Here is a 19,278-nt window from a genome sequence, read left to right on the forward strand (position 1 = left end):
CCACGTGACCGAGTACGACCTGCGAGTGTTGCGTCTGATCCTGTTCGCATTCGCGGTTGCCGGAGCGCTCGTGCTGCAGAAACTCTCGCCACACAGCCGCTCGCCGGGCAGCATCCGTGTCAACGCAGGCCTGTGGCTGGTGAACGTCGCCGTCACCGGTACGATCTGCGGCGCCTGCGTGTGCAGTGCGGCTCGCTGGGCAACCGACAGCGGGATCGGTCTGTTCAACTGGTACTCGATTCCGGCATGGGCCGTATTTCCGGTCTCCGTCGCGTTTCTCGACCTCGTTTCCTACGGATGGCATCGAGCGAATCATGCGATCCCGTTTCTTTGGCGGTGGCATCAGGTGCATCACTCGGACACGGCGTTCAGCGTGTCGACGGCGCTTCGATTTCATCCCGGCGAGCTGGTGCTGTCGCTTCCGGTGCGGCTGGCGGCGGTTGTCGCTCTCGGCGTTCCCGTGGCTGCGGTGGTGATCTTCGAAGTCGTTTTCACGTTCGCCAATGCGATCGAACACGGCGACATCGATCTTCCGAGCCGCGTCGAGGCGGCTGGTTCACGCCTGCTCGTCACACCGGCGCTTCACCGATGGCACCACACGACGGACGTGCACGAGAGAGACAGTAATTTCGGGACGATCTTCTCGGTATGGGACAGATGGCTGGGCACGTACGCAGCCAACGATTCGGCGACGGCAGTGCGAACGGGTTTGCCGGGCCTGTCCGGCGTAACGCTCGGCGCGGCGTTGTTCATGCCGCTGCGTCGCACTCCGGGCTGACCGTCTCGGAGGATCGCGATTACGATCTTTCGCGCAGAGCCATCTTGACGCCGGCCACGTACGTTACGCACGCTCCGACAATCGAAAAAGCGAAGCCGATCGTAAGGTCGTTGACTCCGGCGATGCAGCTGCGCGGGATCACGAAGCCGTAGCCGATGACGACGGTTGGAATGACGTAGCCGACAAGCGGCACTATGAGTTTGCCGCTCACGACTCGCCTCCGGTCTCGCGTGAAAGATTGCAGCGGCGATCCTCGGTGCCGGTACGAATCCATGTCGTCGTCCGGCCGAGCAGGTGAAAGCCGATGTATCCGCGCACGAGCAGGCGATCGTCATCTTCGAGCGCGGCCACGCAGTGATAGGTTCGCCCGCTGGTCGGGTCGTAGATGGTTCCTCCGTCCCAGGTGCCGTCGCCGATCGGACGGAGCCCGCTGAGAATGTCGATTCCGATCACGGATCGCTCGCGCAGCGCGGGGTCGGGGTTCTGCCTGTCGCTCAGCGTGCAGCCGTTTTCGTCGAACGGAGAACGCAGCCAGACCACGCGCCCGCACAGCGCCTCTCCGCAGTAGTCCACCTCGACCTGCGCCGCGCCGCCTTCGGCATACCAGCGGCCGACTGGCGACGGCGCGGCAGAGGCGCCGATGACCGAAACGAGCAGCGCAAGGATCGCCGCCGCAGTTGCCGCGGCAACAACGCGAGGCTGCCTCACCGGACACGCGAGAGGCCGCATCCCGAACAGGATGCGCAGCGGCTGCAGCGGTTTCACGACGAAGTGATAGACGGCAAAAATCAGCGTGAACGAGGTTGCCAGTATGAGCAGAAACTTCGGAGCGATCCCGAGCGGGAGCTGGACGATCCAGTAGCCGGGATAAACGATCGCGGCCTGGTGAAGCACGTAGATGGGGAGCGCAGCCTCCGAGAGGTAGCGGAGCGCAGGCGTCGAGAACGACAGATGACGACGCGCGAGGCCGAGCAGCGCGACGATGAACGTCCATCCGGCAATTGCGCTTCCGGCCAGCAGGACAGGTGGCGATGAGTACAGTCCGACAATTCCGCCGAGCAGAACGAGACACGTGCCCAGACCGACGACGAGCGCGCGCTTCCATTCGTTGTGAAGCAGCGCCTCGATGCGTGCATCCCAGCCGATCGCGAAGCCGGAACACAGGAACGTCAGGTAGAACGCCACATTGGCCCAGTCGTTGTACAGATTCTGAATTCCCGGCCAGTAAGGCCGCATCGTGACCTGGATCAGCACCAGCAGCGGCACCGGCAACCAGGCCATCCACGGTCGCAACTCGAAGGTCGGACGTGCGGCCCGCGCCCAGCGTACGAGCAGCGGGAGCAGAATGACCGTGAACGTGAACAGATAAGCGATGAACCACAGGTGCGCCCACGTGAAGCGATCGAGGTGTGTGAAAAACGTTGGAAAGAACGTTCCGAACGATTCGTGAAACTCCGGCATGCCCGGCAGACCCGAGGGAATGACCTGCCGGAACCCCGGCTGAAGAGCGTCGGTAACTCTCAACCCGCTGTGGCTCAGATCCATGCCGCTGCGAAGCTCGAGATACTTGATCCCCGGCATGAACAGCACGATGCCCGTCAGCAACGGAACTCCGATGCGCGCACATCGTTCCTTGAAAATCTCGAAGCCGCTGCGCGCACCGATGGCCTTGGCAAGCGACCAGCCGGCGAGCACGAAGAACAGCGGCATGTGCCACAGGCTGACGAAGCCGCAGAACACGACCATCAGGAACGAAAGGTCGCTGTTTCGGATGTGGTAGAACGGCGCAGGGTTGAAGACCATTGCCGTGTGGAACACGACGACGAGCAGGGTGGCGAGCACACGAAGCCAGTCGATATCGGGACGACGATCGGAAAGCGCAGGGGATGTCATGCGGTTTTCTCCTTGATGAGCGATCGAACGAGAAGCTGAACCACCGTCTCGCGGGCGGCAGTCTCGCTGATTTCCGGCGAGCCGGCCGTTGCCGGCGGCAGATCCCAGTGGCGATGAACCGCCCAGAAGACGATGGTTTCGAGCACGAGGCGCGCTGTGACGCCGACGTCGCCGGGTTTCACGAAATGGCCGCGACGCGCGCGTTCTTCGATGTAGGTTTCGAGAAGGCGCAGGATTCCGCCGCGTCCGCCTTCGAGCCACAGCGCCGCAATCTCGGGGTAGTCGCGAGCCGAGCTGTCGAGGAGCTTGAGGCGGCGACGGTTGCGCGCAAGCACGTCGTAAAGATCGAAAAGAATGGTCGAGAACTCTTCGCCGGCGTTTCGCACCTGTCGTCGCGTAAGAGCCGCCATGAGCGACGGCAGCTCGGAGCTCCGCGCGAGCTCTGTGCGAACGTATGCGAGAGTTTCTTCCGCTTTTGGAGTCGGGAGCGGAAGAGACGGAGGCGCGGACTGCGCTTCCGGATTGTCTATGTAGCGTAGAGCCGCATCGAACAGGGCCTCCTTGCTCGCGACGTAGAGGTAGAGAGTCCCCTTGGCTACTCCCATGGCGGACGCGACGTCCGCCATCTGCGTACGGCGATATCCCTGCTCGATGAAGACCGCAGCAGCGGCATCCAGGACCTTTTGAAACTTGTCGTCGGGACGGCGGCGAGGCATGCCGTCTTGTATAACTGACCGAGTCAGTCAGTCAAGGGCTTTCGCACGGGTGCCGAGGCCTATCGGCCTGCTCGCGCCCAAGCCCCTGTTTTTATGGACGATGCGTGGCCGCGCTCATCGCGCCGCATCCATCGTGATCCCGCGGCGAAGCTGCTCGTCGCCGTCCTCGAAGTCCGGCGCCGCGAGCCAGAGGCGAAGGAGATGCCTCTTCCGCTCGGGCTCGTCCCAGTCCTGGTAGGCAGTGCGCTTGTGAAGGATCACCGCGTTCTTCAGCCACTGGACGTCGCCCGGCTGAAACTCCATGTCGAGATAGAGAGAAGCATCATTGGCGGTCTGCTCCATCGTCTCGATCGCTGCGGTCTGCGCGGAAGTCATCGCTGGAACGTCAGGCAGCTCCTGTGCGCGCCGGATGTACCACGGGATGAACGCGGTATTCAGGGCCTCGCCGCGCCTCGAGCAGATCGGCCGCGCGAAGTGCATCGGGGCCGGCATCTGCGGCTCGAAGTAGTGCCAGTGGAAATCCTCGAACAGCTGCGGGGCGATGTCCGGCCGGCGACGCAGGACTTCGTTGTAGACGGTCACCGAGCTTACGATGCGGCTCTGTCCGCCGGTCCTCGACGTCTTGAGACAGAGAAGACCGATGATGTCGGCTCCGTCGGTGTGAAAGTCCTGCTCGGCTTTGGTCTTGTAGAGCCGCGTCGACGGATCGTCCGGATCTGCTCCGGTATCGCGAATGTCGGTCAGCAGCTCGCCGGCAAAATTCTGCGGCACCGGGCTTCCGAGCTCGCGGCCAAGCAGCCAGTAGACTGCCGCAGCTTCGCTCTCGCTCATTCTGCCGACGGGAAGCCCGCGCACCAGAACGAAGCCGCGTCCGCGATGAAGCACTTCGCGCCATTGTCTCGCGGCATTCGCGAGTGTTCCGAGCGGAACTGCATTCCGTTCGAGGGATGTCACTTTCGTTCCTGCCGAACGTACGGCTGCGGCAACGCGCAGCGCATCGTCCACTTCGGCGTTACTCAGTTGATAAATCCAATCGGCCGTTTTCGACATTTCGCGGCCGGTCCAGGCTGCGGGGTTCTCGAACGGCGAGGGCGTGCTCGATTCCATGGAAGGCTCCTCGAAATGTGACTACAGACGTGTGGCTACGACCGCGTCCGACGGAACCAGAAACGGTGCGAGGGACCGATGCCAGGCGACTGACCAGCGATCTGCGGCAAGAAAGGGCAGGAGATCGATCGGCCGGCAACCGCCGACAACCTCCGGTGCCATACGATGAATCGTGGACCACACGCCTGCGATCACGTGCGAGTACCATGAATTGCCGGTGCCGAGACTGGCGAGACAGAGAAGACCGCCGGGCTTCAGCATCCGGTGCGCCTCGGCGAGTACCGCGGCGATGTCGTCTTCCGAGAGCAGGTCGAAAACGAAATTGGAGAGCCAGCGATCGTAATGTCCGCTCGGCTCGTCGACCGGCGGCCCGCCTTCCGACAATGCAACTTCTGCGCGAGCACCAAAACGCGCGAGCCGGCGGCTCGCGAGCCCGATCATAGTCGGGCTCAGATCGATGCCGCGGTAGGTTGCGGTGGCGGGGAGGCGCTCCGCAAGAAGCGATTCCGCGAAGCGCCCCGTTCCGCACCCGAACTCGAACACCGCCGACGCTTTCTCGAAGCATCCGTGCGTAACCAGCTCGCGCGTCGTCCTGTCTTCGTAGAACGCCTGCGAGTCCTGGAACGAACCGATCCGGTCGTACACGCGACGGGCGTCGCGATGCGAAAGCGCCGTGGTCATCTGCCGGTCAGCTCGCGCAGCTGCCCTGCGAAAGACCGTCCGGCACGCAGCAGCCCGCGGATGTGCCCGTATCGATGTCGTTCGCAGCTGCGGCGCTGCTGGTCTGCCCGAGGAACGAACGCAGGGAAATGTCTGCGGCCGTCTCGGCATCGCTGTCTTCGATCAATGCGTACATCTCCCACGGAATGCCGTCGGCGTCGCGAATCCAGAACTTGTCGGCTTTGGCATAGCAGCACGTGGTCGCGGTCTGCTGAAGAAGGGGAATCTCGGCCTGCTTGACGCGCACCATCTCGGTCGCGACCTGGCCGGTGTCACTGTAGCGGATGCCGAGGTGGCTCAGCTTGCCGGGCTCGCCTCCGATGTTGAGCGAGAAGATGACCGGCGGGTCGGACAGCTCGAACTTCGCATAGTCGTGGCGAACCTTGGCCGGTTCGATGCCGAGAAGCTTGCGGTACTGCTCGACGGCCTGGGGGATATCCTGGACGTAGACGGCGACATGGAAGGTATTGGACATGGTGGTTTCCTCCTGGGGATATTGCTGGGGGATATTGACGTTCGTCGATATTGCATCGGACATCGAAGTCTGTCAATATCCTCGCATGAAGAAAATCAGTCCCTGCTGTCCTCCGGTCCTCCACGCGACGCTCAGCCAGAGCGAGGCGGCCGAGCTCGCGACCACGCTCAAGGCGCTGGCCGATCCTGTAAGGCTTCGCATTCTCAGTCTCATCGCCGCGCAGCCCGACGCCGAGGCATGCGTCTGTCATCTGACCGAGCCGATCGGCTTGTCGCAGCCGACGATGACGCATCACCTGCAGATCCTTCACGGAGCGGGGATTCTCGAACGCGACAAGCGAGGGGCGTGGGTCTACTACAGGATCGTTGCCGATCGTCTCGAAGAAGTGCGTCGCGCGCTCGCCACGCGCATTCCGAAGCAGTCCGTCGCGAAACACTCCGCCGCTAAGCGCGCCATCGCGAAGCGCGCATGACCGATCGTGAGACCCCGTCGCTTGCCCGACGGGTCGCAGCCGAAGGAGTCGGAACGTGTTTCCTGCTCGCCGCGGTGGTCGGTTCGGGAATCATGGCCGAGCGGCTCTTTCCAGGAAGCGTCGGACTCGCGCTGCTCGCGAATGCGATTGCGACAGGAGCTGCCCTCGCCGCTCTGATCCTGACGTTCGGGCCCATCTCCGGCGCGCACTTCAATCCCGCCGTGACGTTCTCGTCGGTATTCAATCGCGAGCTGTCGAGCACGGATCTGCCGTTCTATCTGATCGCGCAGCTCGTCGGAGCTGTCGTCGGAGTGATCCTCGCGAACCTGATGTTCGAGCTCCCGGCAATCTCTCTTTCGCAGCACGCGCGACACGGCTTCGGACAGATCCTGAGTGAATTGGTCGCAACCTTCGGCCTGCTGACGGTGATTCTTGGCTCTTCGCGGTCCAGATCGTCCGAGGTCGTGGCGATAGCCGTCGCGGCGTACATCACCGCGGCGTACTGGTTCACGGCGTCGACGTCGTTCGCCAATCCGGCGGTCACCATTGCCCGCTCGCTCAGCGATACGTTCGCTGGCATCGCGCCGGCGGATGTCGCGGGGTTCGTCGGCGTGCAGATGCTGGGAGCGGCTGCGGCGACACTGCTTTTTCGGTGGCTTATTTCCGGCATCCCCGTCGTTACTCGCATCGGTGAATAGTCTCCGAAGGCGACGTCCCGATGTGTCTCGCACTTTTATGATGTTGGAGTAATTGACAACACTGCCACACGGTATCATGCTCCATCTGCATGGTTGCGCGGGCGCTGCTCCGGCGACGGGTGATTGTTGCCGCGGATGCCTTCGTCGATCTGGTAGTATGGGACGTCCCGAACCCTGTTCCGCCATCCTGGCATGGCTTCAAGTATCGCCTTGCCTATGTCGTAGCTGGCGACTGTGTGCTGAGGTACGACAACGAGCGTGGCAAGGGCGACCACAGGCACTTCGGCGCACGAGTGACGCACTATCGATTCTCGTCGCCGGAACGTCTGATGGAAGACTTTCTTGCGGATGTTGAGAGGTGGAATCGTGAACACCGTCGTTCTTGAAGTGAGACCGTTGGCCGAAACTCTCGCTGAAGCAGCCCGCGCGATGAAGGAACGACGAGGCGAGAGGCGAGCGCGCATCTCCTTCGCCTCGCCGGAACTGCTCTGGAAGGTACTCACTGCGAAGAGGTGGGACCTGCTCAGGGCGATGTGTGGTGCTGGTCCGGTTTCCATTCGCGAAGCCGCGCGACGGGTTGGCCGGGACGTAAAGGCGGTTCACGCCGATGTCACTGCATTGCTCGATGCTGGATTGCTCGATCGGACGGAAGAAGGCGTCGAGTTCCCATTCCGCGCGGTCAAGGTGGAGTTCGTGCTCGAAGCGGCGTAGTTCGTCCGGCCGTCGGGAATCTATTTGAAGCGATTATTCTCGCCGCCAGACCAGCCGCTCGATATCGAGCACGAACGAGCCGTCCGTCGGGTCTCTGGATTCCATGCCGTTGCGCAGCGTGACAACGTTCCCGCCGGCGACACGAATCCCGGTTGGCCCCACTGCATCCGCCCGGTGCCTTTCGATCCAGCCTGGAGCTTCGCCGCTGGTGTCCAGACGGTCCATTCTCAGCGTGCGAACGTCCAGGCGATAGACCGGTGTTTCCCCGAAGCGCCGTTTTCCGCGATATCCGAGCGATCCGATCACGTAGATGAAGTCGCCGACGAGCGTCGCCGTGTGAAAATCCGTCGGCGGGAATACGGATTCCGGGTAGCCGTAGATCGCTATCGTTCCGTCGCGCTCGTGAACGATCACATCGTTGTAGATGCAGAAATCGTCGTCGTAGTAGTCCTCGTGTTCGCCGCCGATCTGCACGGCGCGGCCGTCGGGCAGAAGAGTCAGCGACTGGCCGTATCGTTGCGCGCTCCAGACGGCCTCGGGGCACGGACCGCACGTGTCCTCGAACCCTTGGCGCGCTTCGAACCCCGAGGCTCCGCTGAGGATCATGGATTTCCAGAATGCGATATCCATTCGTTCGGGATTGCTCTTTCCGAACGACCGACGAAATCCCGATTTGAACTCATCGGATGAGACCGAAGCGAGCGCGTTTCCCGGTATGTCTGCGACGAATCGGGTAGTCTCGATTTGCGGAAGACCGAGAACTGCGCGCTGACCAGCATACGTCATCTGCGCTGGGTCGGCGCCGGCGTCGAGAAGCCGCATGACAATGTCGCGCGACGTCGCCTCCTTGAGCGCCTTGGTGGAGGAGCCTGCGTGGACGTCGGCTCCTGCGGCGAGCAGGATATCGACGCATTCGATGTCGTCGATCTCGACGGCTCGTACCAAGGCCGTCGTGCCGCGATCGTCCGTCTGCTCGACGTCCGCGCCGTCTTCGAGCAGCCAGCGCAGCATCTCGGGGTGTCGGCCGTCGACCGCATAACACAACGGTGGAGTCCAGAATCCGCCGCTTCCGCCGCGCGCCTCGATGTCCGCGCCATGGTCGCGCAGCAGCTTCGCCTTGGCGATGTCTCCGGTCCGCACTGCAATCAGCCACGCCGTCCGCGACCAGCAATCCTTCTCCTCGAGCGTGCTGCTGTCCGCGAGAGCCGCTTCGACGTCGGCCAGGGATCCGAGCGCGACAGCTTCGATGAGCGGTGTCCAGCCGAGTTGGTCCTTGTCCGCTCCCGCGGCCAGCAGCAGCGCGACCGCGTCGAAACGTGCAAGACGCGACAACACAAGCAGGGCAGTTTCGTTGTACGAGGAGACACCGGAGACGTTGACTCCCTGGTCAACGAGCAGGGTCACCAGCTCGAGCAGGTGCGGGTCGCGGGTGATGTCGCGCCCATAAATGGCGTCGAGCAGGGCGTCGTGTCCGTGATCGCGTTTGTAGTGAATGTTCGCGCCGGCCCGAATCAGCGCGGAAACCTTCTGCGGGTCGCCTTCTGCGAGCGCCTTGCGAAGCTCCTCCTGGCTCGGCGGCTCGGGAGGCAGATTGCTGCGGCTGTGAGTCATCGAATGGTCCCTTTCGCACGCGAACCTTGCAGGCATCTCCGGCGGATTCCACCGCACACCGAGCTACTCGAAACACCTGCTTGACGACGAAGACCCGGACTGACACGTAGCTGAACCCCGACGATGACCGCATTCCCGGCAAAGGGCTACGGAGACGAATATCCGCAAGCGATTACGATCGACGGCGTGAGAAGCACGCTGCGCTGGGAAACGCGCTGGTCGAGGTACTTCGAGGATGCGGCGGGACACGGGATGCTGATTCCGCGCTTCATGGACGGTTCCGCGTCCGTTACGGCACGCGAGATCGAGGCCGAATGGCCGGCGTGGTCGCAACGCGAGCGAGACGACTTCTGCGAGGCGTGCGGCGCGTTGACGGATGTCGAAGAGCTGGCAGGCATCCTGCGATACGTGATGCGCGTGGGAGGGCCCGACGAATGGTTCGCGGTGGCGCTCGATGTGGCCAGGATTCTGCCCATGGACGAAGCCTTCGAGCTGCTCGCTGGTGCCTTGTTGACGACTGGCGTCCCAATGGCCTGCAACATCACGCAAGGCATAGCGGCTACGAAGCATCCGGATGCTCCCGGCCTGCTGAGCCGGCACCTGGAGCAACTCTGGTCGCAACCGCAGATCTGGGAGCACGACGACTTCACGAACTGGACCGCGTTCGATGCGACGATGTGTATCGAGGGCCTGCTCGAGCTCGGGGCATCTCCGAGCGACTTTGAATCCAGAGTGAGACAGCTGTCCGAGCACAGCTGCGCCGGAAACAGGCAGAGCTGTCGTACGTTCCTGACCAGGTATTACCCGTGGCTCAGCCGTACATGATGCGCGTGATCCAGTCGGCAACCAGCGCCGGCTTGGATTCGCCGTCGATCTCGACCGTCATCGTGCGCGTCGTCTGAACCCACGGCTCCTTGAGCTCGGCGCTCGCGAGCACGCTGCGACAGCGCACGCGACGCCCGACCTTGACCGGGCTCACGAAGCGGACTTTCTCGAAGCCGTAGTTCACGCCCATCACCATTCCGGAATAGCGGGCGGGATCCTTCGGGATGGATGCGTCGAGCCAGGTCAGCAGCGACAGCGTAAGGAAGCCGTGCGCGATCGTGGTGCCGAACGGCGTCGACTTGGCCGCTTCGGGATCGACGTGAATGAACTGGTGATCGTTGGTGACTTCGGCGAACTGGTTGATGCGGGACTGGTCGATTTCGAACCAGTCGCCTACTCCCTCTTCCTTGCCCACCGAGGATTGCCAGACCGCGAATGCCTTCTCTGCGTTGGTGCTCATGGGACCGGAACCTACAAAAGTCGCCCAGCGCTGTCGACCGCGTCGCCCGGATCCTTGCCCGGTGCACTTCGAAGATGGCATCGTCTGGAGTAAGCCCGTCCCAGCAGTAATGGTGAGACATCACCGCAATCCGGAGGAGTGCCAATGAAATACGTGATCAGCTGGTTCGAACGGCCGCAGGGTTCGCCCATCGAATACGAAAACGCCCAGAAGCGAATCCTCGAGGTCTTCGGCCAGTGGAAAGCGCCGGCCAACTTCAAGATCGATTTCTTCGTCATACGAGTCGGCGAGTGGGGCGGGCACATGCTGGTCGAATGCGACGATCCTGTCGCCATCCATAAGTTCTGCTCGATGCTTCCGGCGTTCGTATTCGAGGCGCGACCCGTCATCACGATCGAGGAAGCCGTGCGCGGCGAGCGCGAAGTCATCGCGTGGCGCGACGCATTGAACTAAGTCAGCTTAATTCGTCGCCACTTCGCTTTTGGAACAAACGCGCCGTGACGAGGAGCAACTTGTGATGGGCCCATCGATACGACGTGCGGCGCCGGAAGAAATGCCGCGGGCAATCGCCGCAATCACGGCAGCATTCCTTACGGACCCGATTGCGCGATTCGCCTGGCCTTCTCCGTATGCTCATCTCGAAGCAATGCCGCTCGCTGCGCGAGAGTTTGCCGGCGCCAGTTTCGAGCACGGCGCGGCGTATGTGTCTTCCGACTTTTGCGGCACGGCTCTGTGGTTGCCTCCCGGCGTGGAGCCGAATGGAGAGGCGCTCGAGAAGATCTTCCGCGACACGGCGATGCCCGAGCATCTGGACGATCTGCTCGGCACATTCGAAAAGATGGAACACGCACATCCCGACGAAGCGCACTGGTACCTGCCGCTGATCGGCGTCGAACCTAACGCACAGGGAAAAGGGATCGGAGCGGAGCTGATGCGCTACGCTGTGGCGCGCTGCGATCAGGAAAAAGCACTGGCCTACCTGGAATCGTCGAACCCGCGCAACATCGCCCTCTATCGGCGCTTTGGTTTCGAAGAGATCGGCGAGCTCCAGGTCGGCGCGGGGCCGCTGGTTACGCCAATGCTCCGGCGACCGCGCTGAGGAGAAGCCTAAACGCGCATTGAAGCCACTCGCGTGATCAGCGAGAGACTCGTGCCAGACCTGGAAAATGCCGACGACGTCACATCCGCAATCCGGCCCGCCGCCGTCGTCAGCGCCCGAAGCGTGGGAACCGCTGCTGCGCTTTGCGCGGTTCGCCGGCCGCCCGATCGAGCTCTTTCTCCGGATCGAGGCCGCGAGCGGGATCCTGCTTTTCGCAGCGGCGGCCGTTGCGCTCGCGTGGGCGAACTCTCCGTGGTCGGAGAGCTACCAGTGGTTCTGGCATGTGCCGCTCGGGATTCGAGTGGGTGCCTTTTCGTTCGAGCGCACGCTCGAGTGGTTCGTCAACGACGGCCTGATGGTGATCTTCTTCTTCGTCGTCGGGATGGAGATACGCCGCGAGATGGATCACGGCGAGCTGTCGGAGTGGCGGAGGGCTGCGCTTCCCACGGCCGCCGCGCTCGGCGGCATGATCGTTCCTGCAGGGCTGTATCTGGTCGTCGCCGGTGTTCCCGAAACGAGGTCGGGTTGGGGCGTGCCGATGGCGACCGACATCGCGTTTGCCGTGGGCGTGCTGACGCTGCTTGGATCGCGCGCTCCGGCCTCGCTGCGTGTGCTGCTGCTGGCGCTCGCGGTCATCGATGACCTCGGGGCTATCCTCGTCATCGCGCTGTTCTATTCGTCCGGCATCGAGGCTGCGGGACTCGTCGTCGCGTTGTTCGGTTTTGGCGGGATCCTCGCGATGCAGCGATTCGGCGTGCGGATGAAGCTGGCGTACGTCGTGCCCGCCGTCGTGGCGTGGGCGGGCATCTACGCAGCCGGAATCCATCCGACGATCGCCGGCGTCATCGTCGGGCTTCTCACGCCGGTGCGCGCGTGGCTCGGACCCGACGGTTTCATTGCACGGGTCCGCGAGGAGCTCGAGCTTCTGGATCCATCCGTCGATGTGGAGTCCAGGAAGGCGGGCCTCTTCGTCGGCCTGCGCAATGTTGCCGTCGCGCGACGCGAAGCCGTCTCACCCGCCGACAGCCTGATCGAGATGCTTCATCCGTGGGTAGCGTTCGGCATCATGCCGGTGTTCGCGCTCGCCAATGCAGGGGTCGCGTTCTCCGGGCTCGCACTGGGCGGCTCGTCGCTGCGCGTGGCGATGGGGAGCGCAGCCGGCCTCGTCGTGGGCAAACCGCTCGGAATTCTTTTCGCGTGCTGGCTGGCGCTTCGCTTTCGCATCGGAACGCTGCCGGAAGGAATCACGTTCCGGCACCTCGTCGTGCTCGGTTTCGTCGCCGGCATCGGGTTCACGATGGCGCTGTTCATCGCGCAGCTCGCATTTACCGACGCAGCGCTTCTCGACGCAGCCAAGCTGGGCGTGCTGATCGCAAGTGCGGGTGCGGCGATTTTTGGCCTCGTTGCGGGCACACGACTCCTCGCGCCGCCGTCCGCGATGCGCTAGCTTCCGCCCGCCGATGGCCATCCCTGCCGACAAACTCCCGCTTGCCGACCTGCGCCGGAAGTACGTCGACGAAGGCCGCGCGCTGCCGCAGGACATCGAGGCCGCTCTTCGCGTCGATACGCGCGGCGCTGCCAAGGCGATTCTCGCCGCGGTCGACAAGCGCCGGCGCGCCAATCGTGCCGAGGGCCAGCGCCTGCGTCATCTGTTTCGCTTCGAGCAGGAGATCTGGTCGACAGGCATCACGCGCATCGCCGGAGTCGATGAAGCGGGCATGTCGCCGCTCGCGGGGCCGGTCGTTGCCGGTGCGGTGATTCTTCCGGTCGGCTGGCGTCATGCGGGCGTCGACGATTCGAAGAAGCTTACCGCCGAGGAGCGGACGCATCTTGCCGTGCAGATAAGGGCCAACGCGGTTGCGTGGGGCGTCGGCATCGTCTCGCCCGAAGAGATCGACCGCATCAACATCTATCGCGCCGGCCTGCTGGCGATGAAACGTGCGGTCGAAGCACTCGGGCCTGCTCCCGAGCATCTTCTGATCGACGCACGCAAGCTCGCCGACGTCGCGATTCCGCAGAAGTCGATCATCCACGGCGACGAGCTCAGCTTTTCGATCGCCGCGGCCAGCATCATCGCGAAGACCACGCGTGACGGGATCATGATCGGCTACGATCAGGAACATCCCGGCTACGGTTTCGCGCGCCACAAGGGCTATCCGGTTCCCGAGCACTACGCCGCGCTCGACAGGCTCGGCGCCTGCGCGATCCACCGTCGATCGTTCGGACCGGTGCGAAAGGCACTCGGCCTCGATCCGGTGCAGATCGAGATGTTCGGAATGTCCGAGATGCTCGAGGACGAAGCCGCGCTCGCGGATCCAGACGTTACGAGCGAAGCGTAGCCGTCAGCCGCCGCGGCTCGCGCAGCAGGTCGAGCGCGTCGACGATGCTCGTGCAGACAACGTCCGCGCCGCCGAGCGTCTCTACCGAAGCACCCTCACGCTGCACCACGACAATGCCGAGCGCGGCCTCGGCGAGCATCCGTCGGTCGTTGCGGCCGTTGCCGATCGCGACCACGTTCTCGCGCCCGAGCGACGTGACGTAGTCGAGCTTGGCGGCATCCTGGCCGGTGGGCGGCGCGATGATCAGCTTTGCGGGCAGCCCCGCCAGGTTTTCGGCCGCGAGCCCGAACGTATCGGCCGTGATGACGTGGACGGTGAGGTCGGCCGCGAGTGCCCGGAGGGCGTCGGCTACGCCTGCGAGCAGATGGCCGTCGAGCGCAAGCGTTCCGTTGTAGTCGAGCACGAGGTGTGAGAGTTCGAGGCGGCGGTAGCCCGGAATGTCGACGGTGATCATGTCCGCATGTCTATCGACCTCGACGGGTACCGCAACACCGAGGGACGCTCGAGGATGAACGCGCAATGAGTCGATTTCTTCTGATCTGTCTCGGCGGAGCGGCCGGTACCGGGGCGCGCTACCTGCTCTCGGCCTGGGCCCTCGAGTTTTTCGGCCCCGTCTTTCCGTTCGGGACACTGGCCGTCAATCTCATCGGCTCGTTTCTTCTGTCCGTCGTGATGTACGCCGGCATCGACGCTGCCGTTCTGTCGCCGACGATGCGTCTCGCGCTCGGAACCGGCGTGATGGGCGGCTTTACGACCTACTCGACGTTCAACTTCGAAACGATGAAGTACGTCCAGGACGGCGCGTGGGGTTCTGCGGCGCTCTACGTGACGGTCACGGTCGTCGCCTGCTTTCTCGCGGGCATCGCCGGCTGGGCGACGGCCCGGTCCGTGCTCGGTACGTACTGAGCGCTCGAGCACGCCACGCTTCGCTCAACGCGTAGCTTCGACGATGTGGCCCCACACGGAAAGGTAGCGGGCTTTCGGCGGAAAGCTCCGAAACTCGAAGCGCGAAAACCCCGCGCGGTTAAAGGCGTCCGCGAGCTCGGGCGCCGTATAGAGATTCGAAGCCCACCAGCGACCGATCAGCATTCGTGTCAGCGGATTTCGCCGCGTCATGAACAGTACCAGCGTGCCGCCGTCGTTGAGCCTCGCGCGCAATCCGGTAAGCGCAGCGGCGATCGTATCGCGCGGCACGTACTCGAGCATCGATGCGGAGACGATCAGATCGTAGTCGCACCAGTCGTCAGGCAATGCGCCAAGCTCGAGCACGTTGGCTTCGGCCAGCTCGATGTCGCGCATGCCGCGCCTGCGCATGTTTTCGCAAAGGGCATCGAGCATCGCCGGCGTCAGGTCGAAAGCGTGAAACGCGGCGGGCGTGCAGCCACGCCGGTCGAGCGCACCGCGAAGTGCGAGCGTCAGCGCGCCGGTGCCGCATCCGGCATCGAGAATGCGGAGGTCTGGGCGCACGAGCGCCGAATGCTCGAAGAACGCCCGCAGTCCCTGCGGATACCGCATCGCACGGATGAAGCGGGAGTAGGCTTTCTGCCGGCCGGTAAAGAACTCTCGCGCGTCGGCTGTGACGCTCACGAATCAGCCTTCGGTTTGCGCGCCGTGAAGAGCCCGCCCTGCGTCGACGGTGAAGTTCGATAGCCCGTCCAGCCGTGAAACGTGGCTTCGCAGAATCCGGCGTCGCTGAGCATTTTCAGGAGCGACCGCTCCCAGATTGCGCCTGCAATTCAAGCGGACCAGGCGCCTTTCTGCGAGACCTCTTCTGGAGTGACACCGTCTTCGAGCAGCATGTCGGCCATCTGGATGCGGCCGCCGGGGCGCAGCACGCGGAACGCTTCGGCGAGCACTTTCGGCTTGTCGAGACAGAGGTTGAAGACGCCGTTGGAAACCACCACGTCGACGGATGCGTCGTCGAGCGAAAGGTCGTCGATCTCACCGATGCGGAACTCGACGTTCGCGGAGCCGGCCGCGCGCGCGTTGCGCCGGGCCTTCTCGACCATCTCCACTCCGAAATCGATGCCGATCACGCGGCCTTCCGGCGCGACGCGGCGCGCGGCAAGGATGCTGTCGAGTCCGGCGCCCGAGCCGAGATCGAGAACGATCTCTCCGTTTCTCAGCGGCTGGAGGGCGATTGGGTTTCCTACGCCGGCGAAGGACTCGACGACGGACCGCGGCAGGGCGTCGATCCCCGTGGCATCGTAGCCGAGCCGCTTCGCACTCTCCGCGCCGACGAGGAACGACTCTTCGCGTTCGGGCGACAGCGCGACCATTGCGAAGCGCTCGCGGATTTCCGCTTTCAGCCGCGAAGAGTCTTCTCTTTCGTCGTCCACGATGTGTTCATTACGCCGGGACCAGGCTCAAGACGAGCCGGCTTACAGACGATCATCGGAGTCTGCCCCCACGCGTGGAACAGTCGAGATTTCACGCAAGTCATTGACCGGCAGGCCGCGTTGTTGGACCCTTGCCGCCGTGGCCGTGGCCGTGGCCGTGGCCGTGGCCGTGGCCGTGGCTCTCGATACACTTGCGTACGCGCGGCGGCTCCGCGAGGCTGGTTTCAGCGAGCAGCAGGCCGAAGGTCAGGCCCAGGCGCTCGCCGCTGCCATGACCGATACCCTTGCGACCAAGCAGGATCTTCGCGAACTCGACGTACGCTTCGACGCACGGTTTACGGGAATCGAGACTCGTTTCGATGAGCAGGAAAAGCGGATGGCTATTCGGTTCGACGAGCACGAAAAACGGATCGAGATGCGTTTCGCGGAGCAGTCAGCACGCTTCGATGCCCGCCTTGCCGATCTCGAACGTCGCATCACGCTTCGAATGCTGGCCGGAATTGGCGCGGTCTCGGCGCTGGTCAAACTTCTCTGATTCAAGGGGCGGGGAAAGCCCGCAAAGGCTCAGCCGCCGTTCGATCCGACGAGGATCGCCCGCGCTTCGCTGGCGTCGTGCGACTGCCGGAGCGCTGCGGTCTTGTCCTGGTCGCGAAGGACCCGCGCGATCTGCGAGACCGCGGTCAGAAGCTCGGCGCTCGGCTCGTCGGGTGCGATGATCGCGCATACGAGGTCGACCGGTCGCGCGTCGTTCGACTCGAAACCGATCGGCGACAGCAGCCGAAGGAAGACTGCGTGCGTCTTCGCGAGCCGGTGCAGCCTGGCGTGCGGCAGAGCGATTCCCCCGCCGACTCCCGTCGACCCGAGCGCCTCGCGTGCGAGCAGCGCTCCCTCGACGACGTCGCTCGGCATGCCTGCCTCGGACGCCAGCAGACTTGCCGCGTGCGCGATGGCACGCGGCTTGTCGGTCAGGGTGAGGTCGAGGGACACGGAATCGGGGGTCAGCACTTGTTCAAGATTCATTCCCTGCAGCTCCGTACGGAATTTCTACCACACAGCTCGAAGGCATGCGCGATTGCCGGCTGTTGTTTCTGCGAATCTTTGTCGGGTCTTGGCCTCGCGCCGGCGATCCGGCACTCTCTGGCGCTGGATGAGGCCCGCTGAGCGATGAACGCCGACCTTCGCGCAAAGACCATTTCGGCCGATGAGGCCGCCGAGCTCGTAAAATCGGGAGACTGGGTCGACTTCGGTGCCGGCCTGTCCCAGCCCGACCTGTTCGATGAAGCTCTCGCACGTCGCAAGGACGCGCTGCGTGGCGTTCGAATTCGAGCCTGCGTCACAATGTCGCCGCGGGCGGTTCTCGAATCGGACCCGACCGGCGAACATTTCCTGTGGTTCAACTGGCACTTCTCCGGCCACGACCGGGGCAGCAATACGGGTGGCCGGTGCAACTACATCCCGATGAATTTCGGCGAGGCGCCCGACTACTATCGCCGTTTCCTCGACCCCGTCGACGTGGCCTGCATCAAGACCACTGCGATCGACGAGGACGGGTGGTTCAACTACGCAGCCACCAACGCGAACACCGACGCCATCCTCGAGCGCGCGAAGGTCATCATCGTCGAGACCTCGACTGCGATGCCGCACGTCCGGAGCGACGGTGGAAGAATCCATCTCCGTGACGTCCACTACGTGATCGACGGCGGCGAGAACCCGCTTCCCGAGCTCGCCAACCCGCCGGTCACCGAAGTGGACCACCGCGTGGCCACCCTCATCGCCGAGCAGATCGACGACGGCGCCTGCCTGCAGATCGGCATCGGCGGCATGCCGAACGCCGTCTGCCTGTTGCTGAAGGATGCCGGCCTCGAGGATCTCGGCATTCATACCGAGATGTTCGTCGACGGCATGGTGGATCTCATCGAGTCGGGCGTCGCCAACGGCGCGCGCAAACAGATGAACAAGGGCGAGGCCGTCTTCACTTTTGCCGGCGGCTCGCGCCATTCGTACGATTTCCTCGACCGAAACCCGTCGGTTCGAAGCTGCCCTGTCGACTATACGAACCTTCCCGACCAGATCGCGCGCAACGACCGCGTGGTCTCGATCAACAACACCACGCAGATCGACCTGCAGGGCCAGGCCGCCTCCGAATCCGACGGCCACCGCCACCTGACCGGCACCGGAGGCCAGCTCCAGTTCGTCCGCGGTGCCTACGCCTCCAAAGGCGGAAAATCTTTCCTGTGCCTCGCATCCACCTACGAACGCCACGGCGTCAGGAGAAGCCGCATCGTCACCGCGCTGACCCCCGGCAACATCGTCACAACCCCGCGCACCGACGTCATGCACGTCGTAACCGAATACGGCAGCGTCTGCCTCAAAGGAAAGTCCGTCGCCGAACGCGCCACAGCGCTGATCGCCCTGGCCCACCCCGACTACAGAGAAGAACTGGAACGCGAAGCCAGACAGCAAGGCATGATCCCGAAGCACTTCTTCTGAAAGGCTCTTCGCGGGTTTCCACGTCGTTCTCCGCAAGGACGCGACCGCCCACGGACATGCGCCTTTCGCGACAAGTGCGAACATTCCCCGGGGAATGTTCGTGCAGCCATGTACAGTCGCGATTCGCTGCGCCCGCCCGGAGTGATTTCAAGCGCGAGCAAGCTACGCCCTTAAGCGGATGACCAAAGCGCGCACAAAGAGACCGCCCGCACCATTTTCGTGAATCGTGACTGACCGTCGCCCTATGCGCGGACTTCGTAGAAGGGTCCAGATGCAAGGCAGATTCCGGCGAAGAGAGGGAGTCGTACTTCCCGTACGTCGACCAAACGCAGCCGGAATCGAACGCAGCAGATGGGCCCTTATACGAAGTCCGCCCAGCGATCGTGGCACTGACATAGCCGGTCGGCGATTGAGCGAAACGGCCGCAAGAAACACAAACCCCGGCAGCGCTTCCATCTCGAGAGACGGCCCGCCGGTGAGAGCGGGACTGCCGGGGTTCGGTGGTGTTTGGGTCCCCTTGAGGGGCGACCCAGCGATGTGCTGGA

The 19,278-nt window shown here is 63.6% G+C and carries 24 protein-coding genes; 12 read left to right on the forward strand and 12 right to left on the reverse strand.

The window, feature by feature from the left end; genetic code table 11:
- Positions 1–4 precede the first annotated feature (4 nt).
- Entirely contained in the window at positions 5–778 is a 774-nt protein-coding gene (locus tag VN634_16605; GenBank protein ID HXC52504.1) for a sterol desaturase family protein, read from the forward strand.
- Between the two features lie 19 nt (positions 779–797).
- Here the strand turns inward: VN634_16605 and VN634_16610 are convergent, their stop codons facing one another.
- The 6 genes from VN634_16610 to VN634_16635 form a co-directional block, all read right to left on the reverse strand.
- Complete coding sequence (locus tag VN634_16610; GenBank protein HXC52505.1) at positions 798–989, reverse strand: hypothetical protein; 192 nt, start codon at positions 987–989, stop codon at positions 798–800.
- Positions 986–2,671, reverse strand: coding sequence for a DUF2147 domain-containing protein (locus VN634_16615; GenBank protein ID HXC52506.1), 1,686 nt, complete (start codon positions 2,669–2,671; stop codon positions 986–988). Before VN634_16615 ends, VN634_16610 begins: the two co-directional genes overlap by 4 nt.
- Positions 2,668–3,387: a helix-turn-helix domain-containing protein gene (locus VN634_16620; protein ID HXC52507.1), complete on the reverse strand. Its 720-nt coding sequence runs from the start codon at positions 3,385–3,387 to the stop codon at positions 2,668–2,670. The genes VN634_16615 and VN634_16620 overlap by 4 nt, the downstream gene beginning before the upstream one ends.
- Before the next feature lie 114 nt (positions 3,388–3,501).
- Entirely contained in the window at positions 3,502–4,494 is a 993-nt protein-coding gene (locus tag VN634_16625; protein HXC52508.1) for a TauD/TfdA family dioxygenase, read from the reverse strand.
- Between the two features lie 21 nt (positions 4,495–4,515).
- Positions 4,516–5,175, reverse strand: a complete 660-nt coding sequence (locus tag VN634_16630) for a class I SAM-dependent methyltransferase (GenBank protein ID HXC52509.1) — start codon at positions 5,173–5,175, stop codon at positions 4,516–4,518.
- Between the two features lie 7 nt (positions 5,176–5,182).
- On the reverse strand, positions 5,183–5,689 hold the full coding sequence (locus VN634_16635) for an ArsI/CadI family heavy metal resistance metalloenzyme (protein HXC52510.1): 507 nt from the start codon (positions 5,687–5,689) through the stop codon (positions 5,183–5,185).
- Here VN634_16635 and VN634_16640 point away from each other — a divergent pair.
- The 3 genes from VN634_16640 to VN634_16650 all read left to right on the forward strand — a co-directional run bounded on the left by VN634_16640 (position 5,688) and on the right by VN634_16650 (position 7,570).
- Positions 5,688–6,161, forward strand: a complete 474-nt coding sequence (locus tag VN634_16640) for a metalloregulator ArsR/SmtB family transcription factor (protein HXC52511.1) — start codon at positions 5,688–5,690, stop codon at positions 6,159–6,161. The genes VN634_16635 and VN634_16640 overlap by 2 nt on opposite strands.
- Positions 6,158–6,859 carry an MIP/aquaporin family protein gene (locus VN634_16645; GenBank protein HXC52512.1) on the forward strand — a complete coding sequence of 234 codons (702 nt, stop codon included), beginning with the start codon at positions 6,158–6,160 and terminating at the stop codon, positions 6,857–6,859. Before VN634_16640 ends, VN634_16645 begins: the two co-directional genes overlap by 4 nt.
- Positions 6,860–7,225: 366 nt before the next feature.
- The gene (locus VN634_16650; GenBank protein HXC52513.1) at positions 7,226–7,570 is read left to right on the forward strand and encodes a hypothetical protein; all 345 of its coding nucleotides are present in this window, start codon (positions 7,226–7,228) and stop codon (positions 7,568–7,570) included.
- Positions 7,571–7,603: 33 nt separating this feature from the next.
- On the opposite strand, the gene VN634_16655 is transcribed toward VN634_16650, so the two are convergent.
- Positions 7,604–9,181, reverse strand: a complete 1,578-nt coding sequence (locus VN634_16655) for an ankyrin repeat domain-containing protein (protein HXC52514.1) — start codon at positions 9,179–9,181, stop codon at positions 7,604–7,606.
- A 123-nt stretch (positions 9,182–9,304) separates the two neighbouring features.
- On the opposite strand from VN634_16655, the gene VN634_16660 reads away from it, so the two are divergent.
- A complete protein-coding gene (locus tag VN634_16660) occupies positions 9,305–10,006 on the forward strand; it encodes a hypothetical protein (GenBank protein HXC52515.1) in 702 nt (233 codons plus the stop codon).
- Here VN634_16660 and VN634_16665 read toward each other — a convergent pair.
- Positions 9,993–10,466: a MaoC family dehydratase gene (locus tag VN634_16665; GenBank protein HXC52516.1), complete on the reverse strand. Its 474-nt coding sequence runs from the start codon at positions 10,464–10,466 to the stop codon at positions 9,993–9,995. The two genes, VN634_16660 and VN634_16665, sit on opposite strands and share 14 nt — an antisense overlap.
- Positions 10,467–10,610: 144 nt before the next feature.
- On the opposite strand from VN634_16665, the gene VN634_16670 reads away from it, so the two are divergent.
- The 4 genes from VN634_16670 (at position 10,611) to VN634_16685 (ending at position 13,904) form a co-directional block, all read left to right on the forward strand.
- Positions 10,611–10,919, forward strand: coding sequence for a DUF3303 family protein (locus tag VN634_16670; GenBank protein HXC52517.1), 309 nt, complete (start codon positions 10,611–10,613; stop codon positions 10,917–10,919).
- Positions 10,920–11,019: 100 nt separating this feature from the next.
- Complete coding sequence (locus VN634_16675; protein ID HXC52518.1) at positions 11,020–11,565, forward strand: GNAT family N-acetyltransferase; 546 nt, start codon at positions 11,020–11,022, stop codon at positions 11,563–11,565.
- A gap of 67 nt (positions 11,566–11,632) precedes the next feature.
- The gene (gene nhaA, locus VN634_16680) at positions 11,633–13,012 is read left to right on the forward strand and encodes a Na+/H+ antiporter NhaA (GenBank protein ID HXC52519.1); all 1,380 of its coding nucleotides are present in this window, start codon (positions 11,633–11,635) and stop codon (positions 13,010–13,012) included.
- 13 nt (positions 13,013–13,025) lie between these two features.
- Complete coding sequence (locus VN634_16685; GenBank protein HXC52520.1) at positions 13,026–13,904, forward strand: ribonuclease HII; 879 nt, start codon at positions 13,026–13,028, stop codon at positions 13,902–13,904.
- Here VN634_16685 and VN634_16690 read toward each other — a convergent pair.
- Positions 13,888–14,358 (reverse strand): hypothetical protein, encoded by a 471-nt coding sequence (locus tag VN634_16690; GenBank protein HXC52521.1) that lies wholly within the window; start codon positions 14,356–14,358, stop codon positions 13,888–13,890. The genes VN634_16685 and VN634_16690 overlap by 17 nt on opposite strands.
- 65 nt (positions 14,359–14,423) lie before the next feature.
- Between VN634_16690 and crcB the strand changes: the two genes are divergently transcribed.
- The gene (gene crcB / locus VN634_16695) at positions 14,424–14,810 is read left to right on the forward strand and encodes a fluoride efflux transporter CrcB (protein ID HXC52522.1); all 387 of its coding nucleotides are present in this window, start codon (positions 14,424–14,426) and stop codon (positions 14,808–14,810) included.
- A 24-nt stretch (positions 14,811–14,834) separates the two neighbouring features.
- Here crcB and VN634_16700 read toward each other — a convergent pair whose 3' ends face one another.
- Entirely contained in the window at positions 14,835–15,491 is a 657-nt protein-coding gene (locus VN634_16700; protein HXC52523.1) for a class I SAM-dependent methyltransferase, read from the reverse strand.
- Between the two features lie 149 nt (positions 15,492–15,640).
- Complete coding sequence (locus VN634_16705; GenBank protein ID HXC52524.1) at positions 15,641–16,243, reverse strand: methyltransferase domain-containing protein; 603 nt, start codon at positions 16,241–16,243, stop codon at positions 15,641–15,643.
- Between the two features lie 139 nt (positions 16,244–16,382).
- Here VN634_16705 and VN634_16710 point away from each other — a divergent pair, with 139 nt between their 5' ends.
- The gene (locus VN634_16710; GenBank protein ID HXC52525.1) at positions 16,383–16,778 is read left to right on the forward strand and encodes a hypothetical protein; all 396 of its coding nucleotides are present in this window, start codon (positions 16,383–16,385) and stop codon (positions 16,776–16,778) included.
- Between the two features lie 29 nt (positions 16,779–16,807).
- Here the strand turns inward: VN634_16710 and VN634_16715 are convergent, their stop codons facing one another.
- Entirely contained in the window at positions 16,808–17,263 is a 456-nt protein-coding gene (locus VN634_16715) for a PTS sugar transporter subunit IIA (protein ID HXC52526.1), read from the reverse strand.
- A gap of 144 nt (positions 17,264–17,407) precedes the next feature.
- Here VN634_16715 and VN634_16720 point away from each other — a divergent pair, with 144 nt between their 5' ends.
- Positions 17,408–18,733: an acetyl-CoA hydrolase/transferase C-terminal domain-containing protein gene (locus VN634_16720; GenBank protein HXC52527.1), complete on the forward strand. Its 1,326-nt coding sequence runs from the start codon at positions 17,408–17,410 to the stop codon at positions 18,731–18,733.
- Positions 18,734–19,278: the final 545 nt, after the last annotated feature.

The organism is Candidatus Limnocylindrales bacterium (genome assembly GCA_035571835.1).
Classification (GTDB): Bacteria; Desulfobacterota; Binatia; order UBA1149; family CAITLU01; genus DATNBU01.

Excerpts from the sequence above, each read along its gene's own strand:
- VN634_16690 (HXC52521.1), bottom strand. The coding sequence starts at position 14,358 with ATGATCACCGTCGACATTCCGGGCTACCGCCGCCTCGAACTCTCACAC.
- VN634_16715 (HXC52526.1), bottom strand. The coding sequence starts at position 17,263 with ATGAATCTTGAACAAGTGCTGACCCCCGATTCCGTGTCCCTCGACCTC.
- nhaA (HXC52519.1), top strand. The coding sequence starts at position 11,633 with ATGCCGACGACGTCACATCCGCAATCCGGCCCGCCGCCGTCGTCAGCG.
- VN634_16660 (HXC52515.1), top strand. The coding sequence starts at position 9,305 with ATGACCGCATTCCCGGCAAAGGGCTACGGAGACGAATATCCGCAAGCG.
- VN634_16630 (HXC52509.1), bottom strand. The coding sequence starts at position 5,175 with ATGACCACGGCGCTTTCGCATCGCGACGCCCGTCGCGTGTACGACCGG.
- VN634_16640 (HXC52511.1), top strand. The coding sequence starts at position 5,688 with ATGGTGGTTTCCTCCTGGGGATATTGCTGGGGGATATTGACGTTCGTC.
- VN634_16625 (HXC52508.1), bottom strand. The coding sequence starts at position 4,494 with ATGGAATCGAGCACGCCCTCGCCGTTCGAGAACCCCGCAGCCTGGACC.
- VN634_16685 (HXC52520.1), top strand. The coding sequence starts at position 13,026 with ATGGCCATCCCTGCCGACAAACTCCCGCTTGCCGACCTGCGCCGGAAG.
- VN634_16720 (HXC52527.1), top strand. The coding sequence starts at position 17,408 with ATGAACGCCGACCTTCGCGCAAAGACCATTTCGGCCGATGAGGCCGCC.
- VN634_16615 (HXC52506.1), bottom strand. The coding sequence starts at position 2,671 with ATGACATCCCCTGCGCTTTCCGATCGTCGTCCCGATATCGACTGGCTT.
- VN634_16645 (HXC52512.1), top strand. The coding sequence starts at position 6,158 with ATGACCGATCGTGAGACCCCGTCGCTTGCCCGACGGGTCGCAGCCGAA.
- VN634_16655 (HXC52514.1), bottom strand. The coding sequence starts at position 9,181 with ATGACTCACAGCCGCAGCAATCTGCCTCCCGAGCCGCCGAGCCAGGAG.
- crcB (HXC52522.1), top strand. The coding sequence starts at position 14,424 with ATGAGTCGATTTCTTCTGATCTGTCTCGGCGGAGCGGCCGGTACCGGG.
- VN634_16620 (HXC52507.1), bottom strand. The coding sequence starts at position 3,387 with ATGCCTCGCCGCCGTCCCGACGACAAGTTTCAAAAGGTCCTGGATGCC.
- VN634_16670 (HXC52517.1), top strand. The coding sequence starts at position 10,611 with ATGAAATACGTGATCAGCTGGTTCGAACGGCCGCAGGGTTCGCCCATC.
- VN634_16635 (HXC52510.1), bottom strand. The coding sequence starts at position 5,689 with ATGTCCAATACCTTCCATGTCGCCGTCTACGTCCAGGATATCCCCCAG.
- VN634_16665 (HXC52516.1), bottom strand. The coding sequence starts at position 10,466 with ATGAGCACCAACGCAGAGAAGGCATTCGCGGTCTGGCAATCCTCGGTG.
- VN634_16675 (HXC52518.1), top strand. The coding sequence starts at position 11,020 with ATGCCGCGGGCAATCGCCGCAATCACGGCAGCATTCCTTACGGACCCG.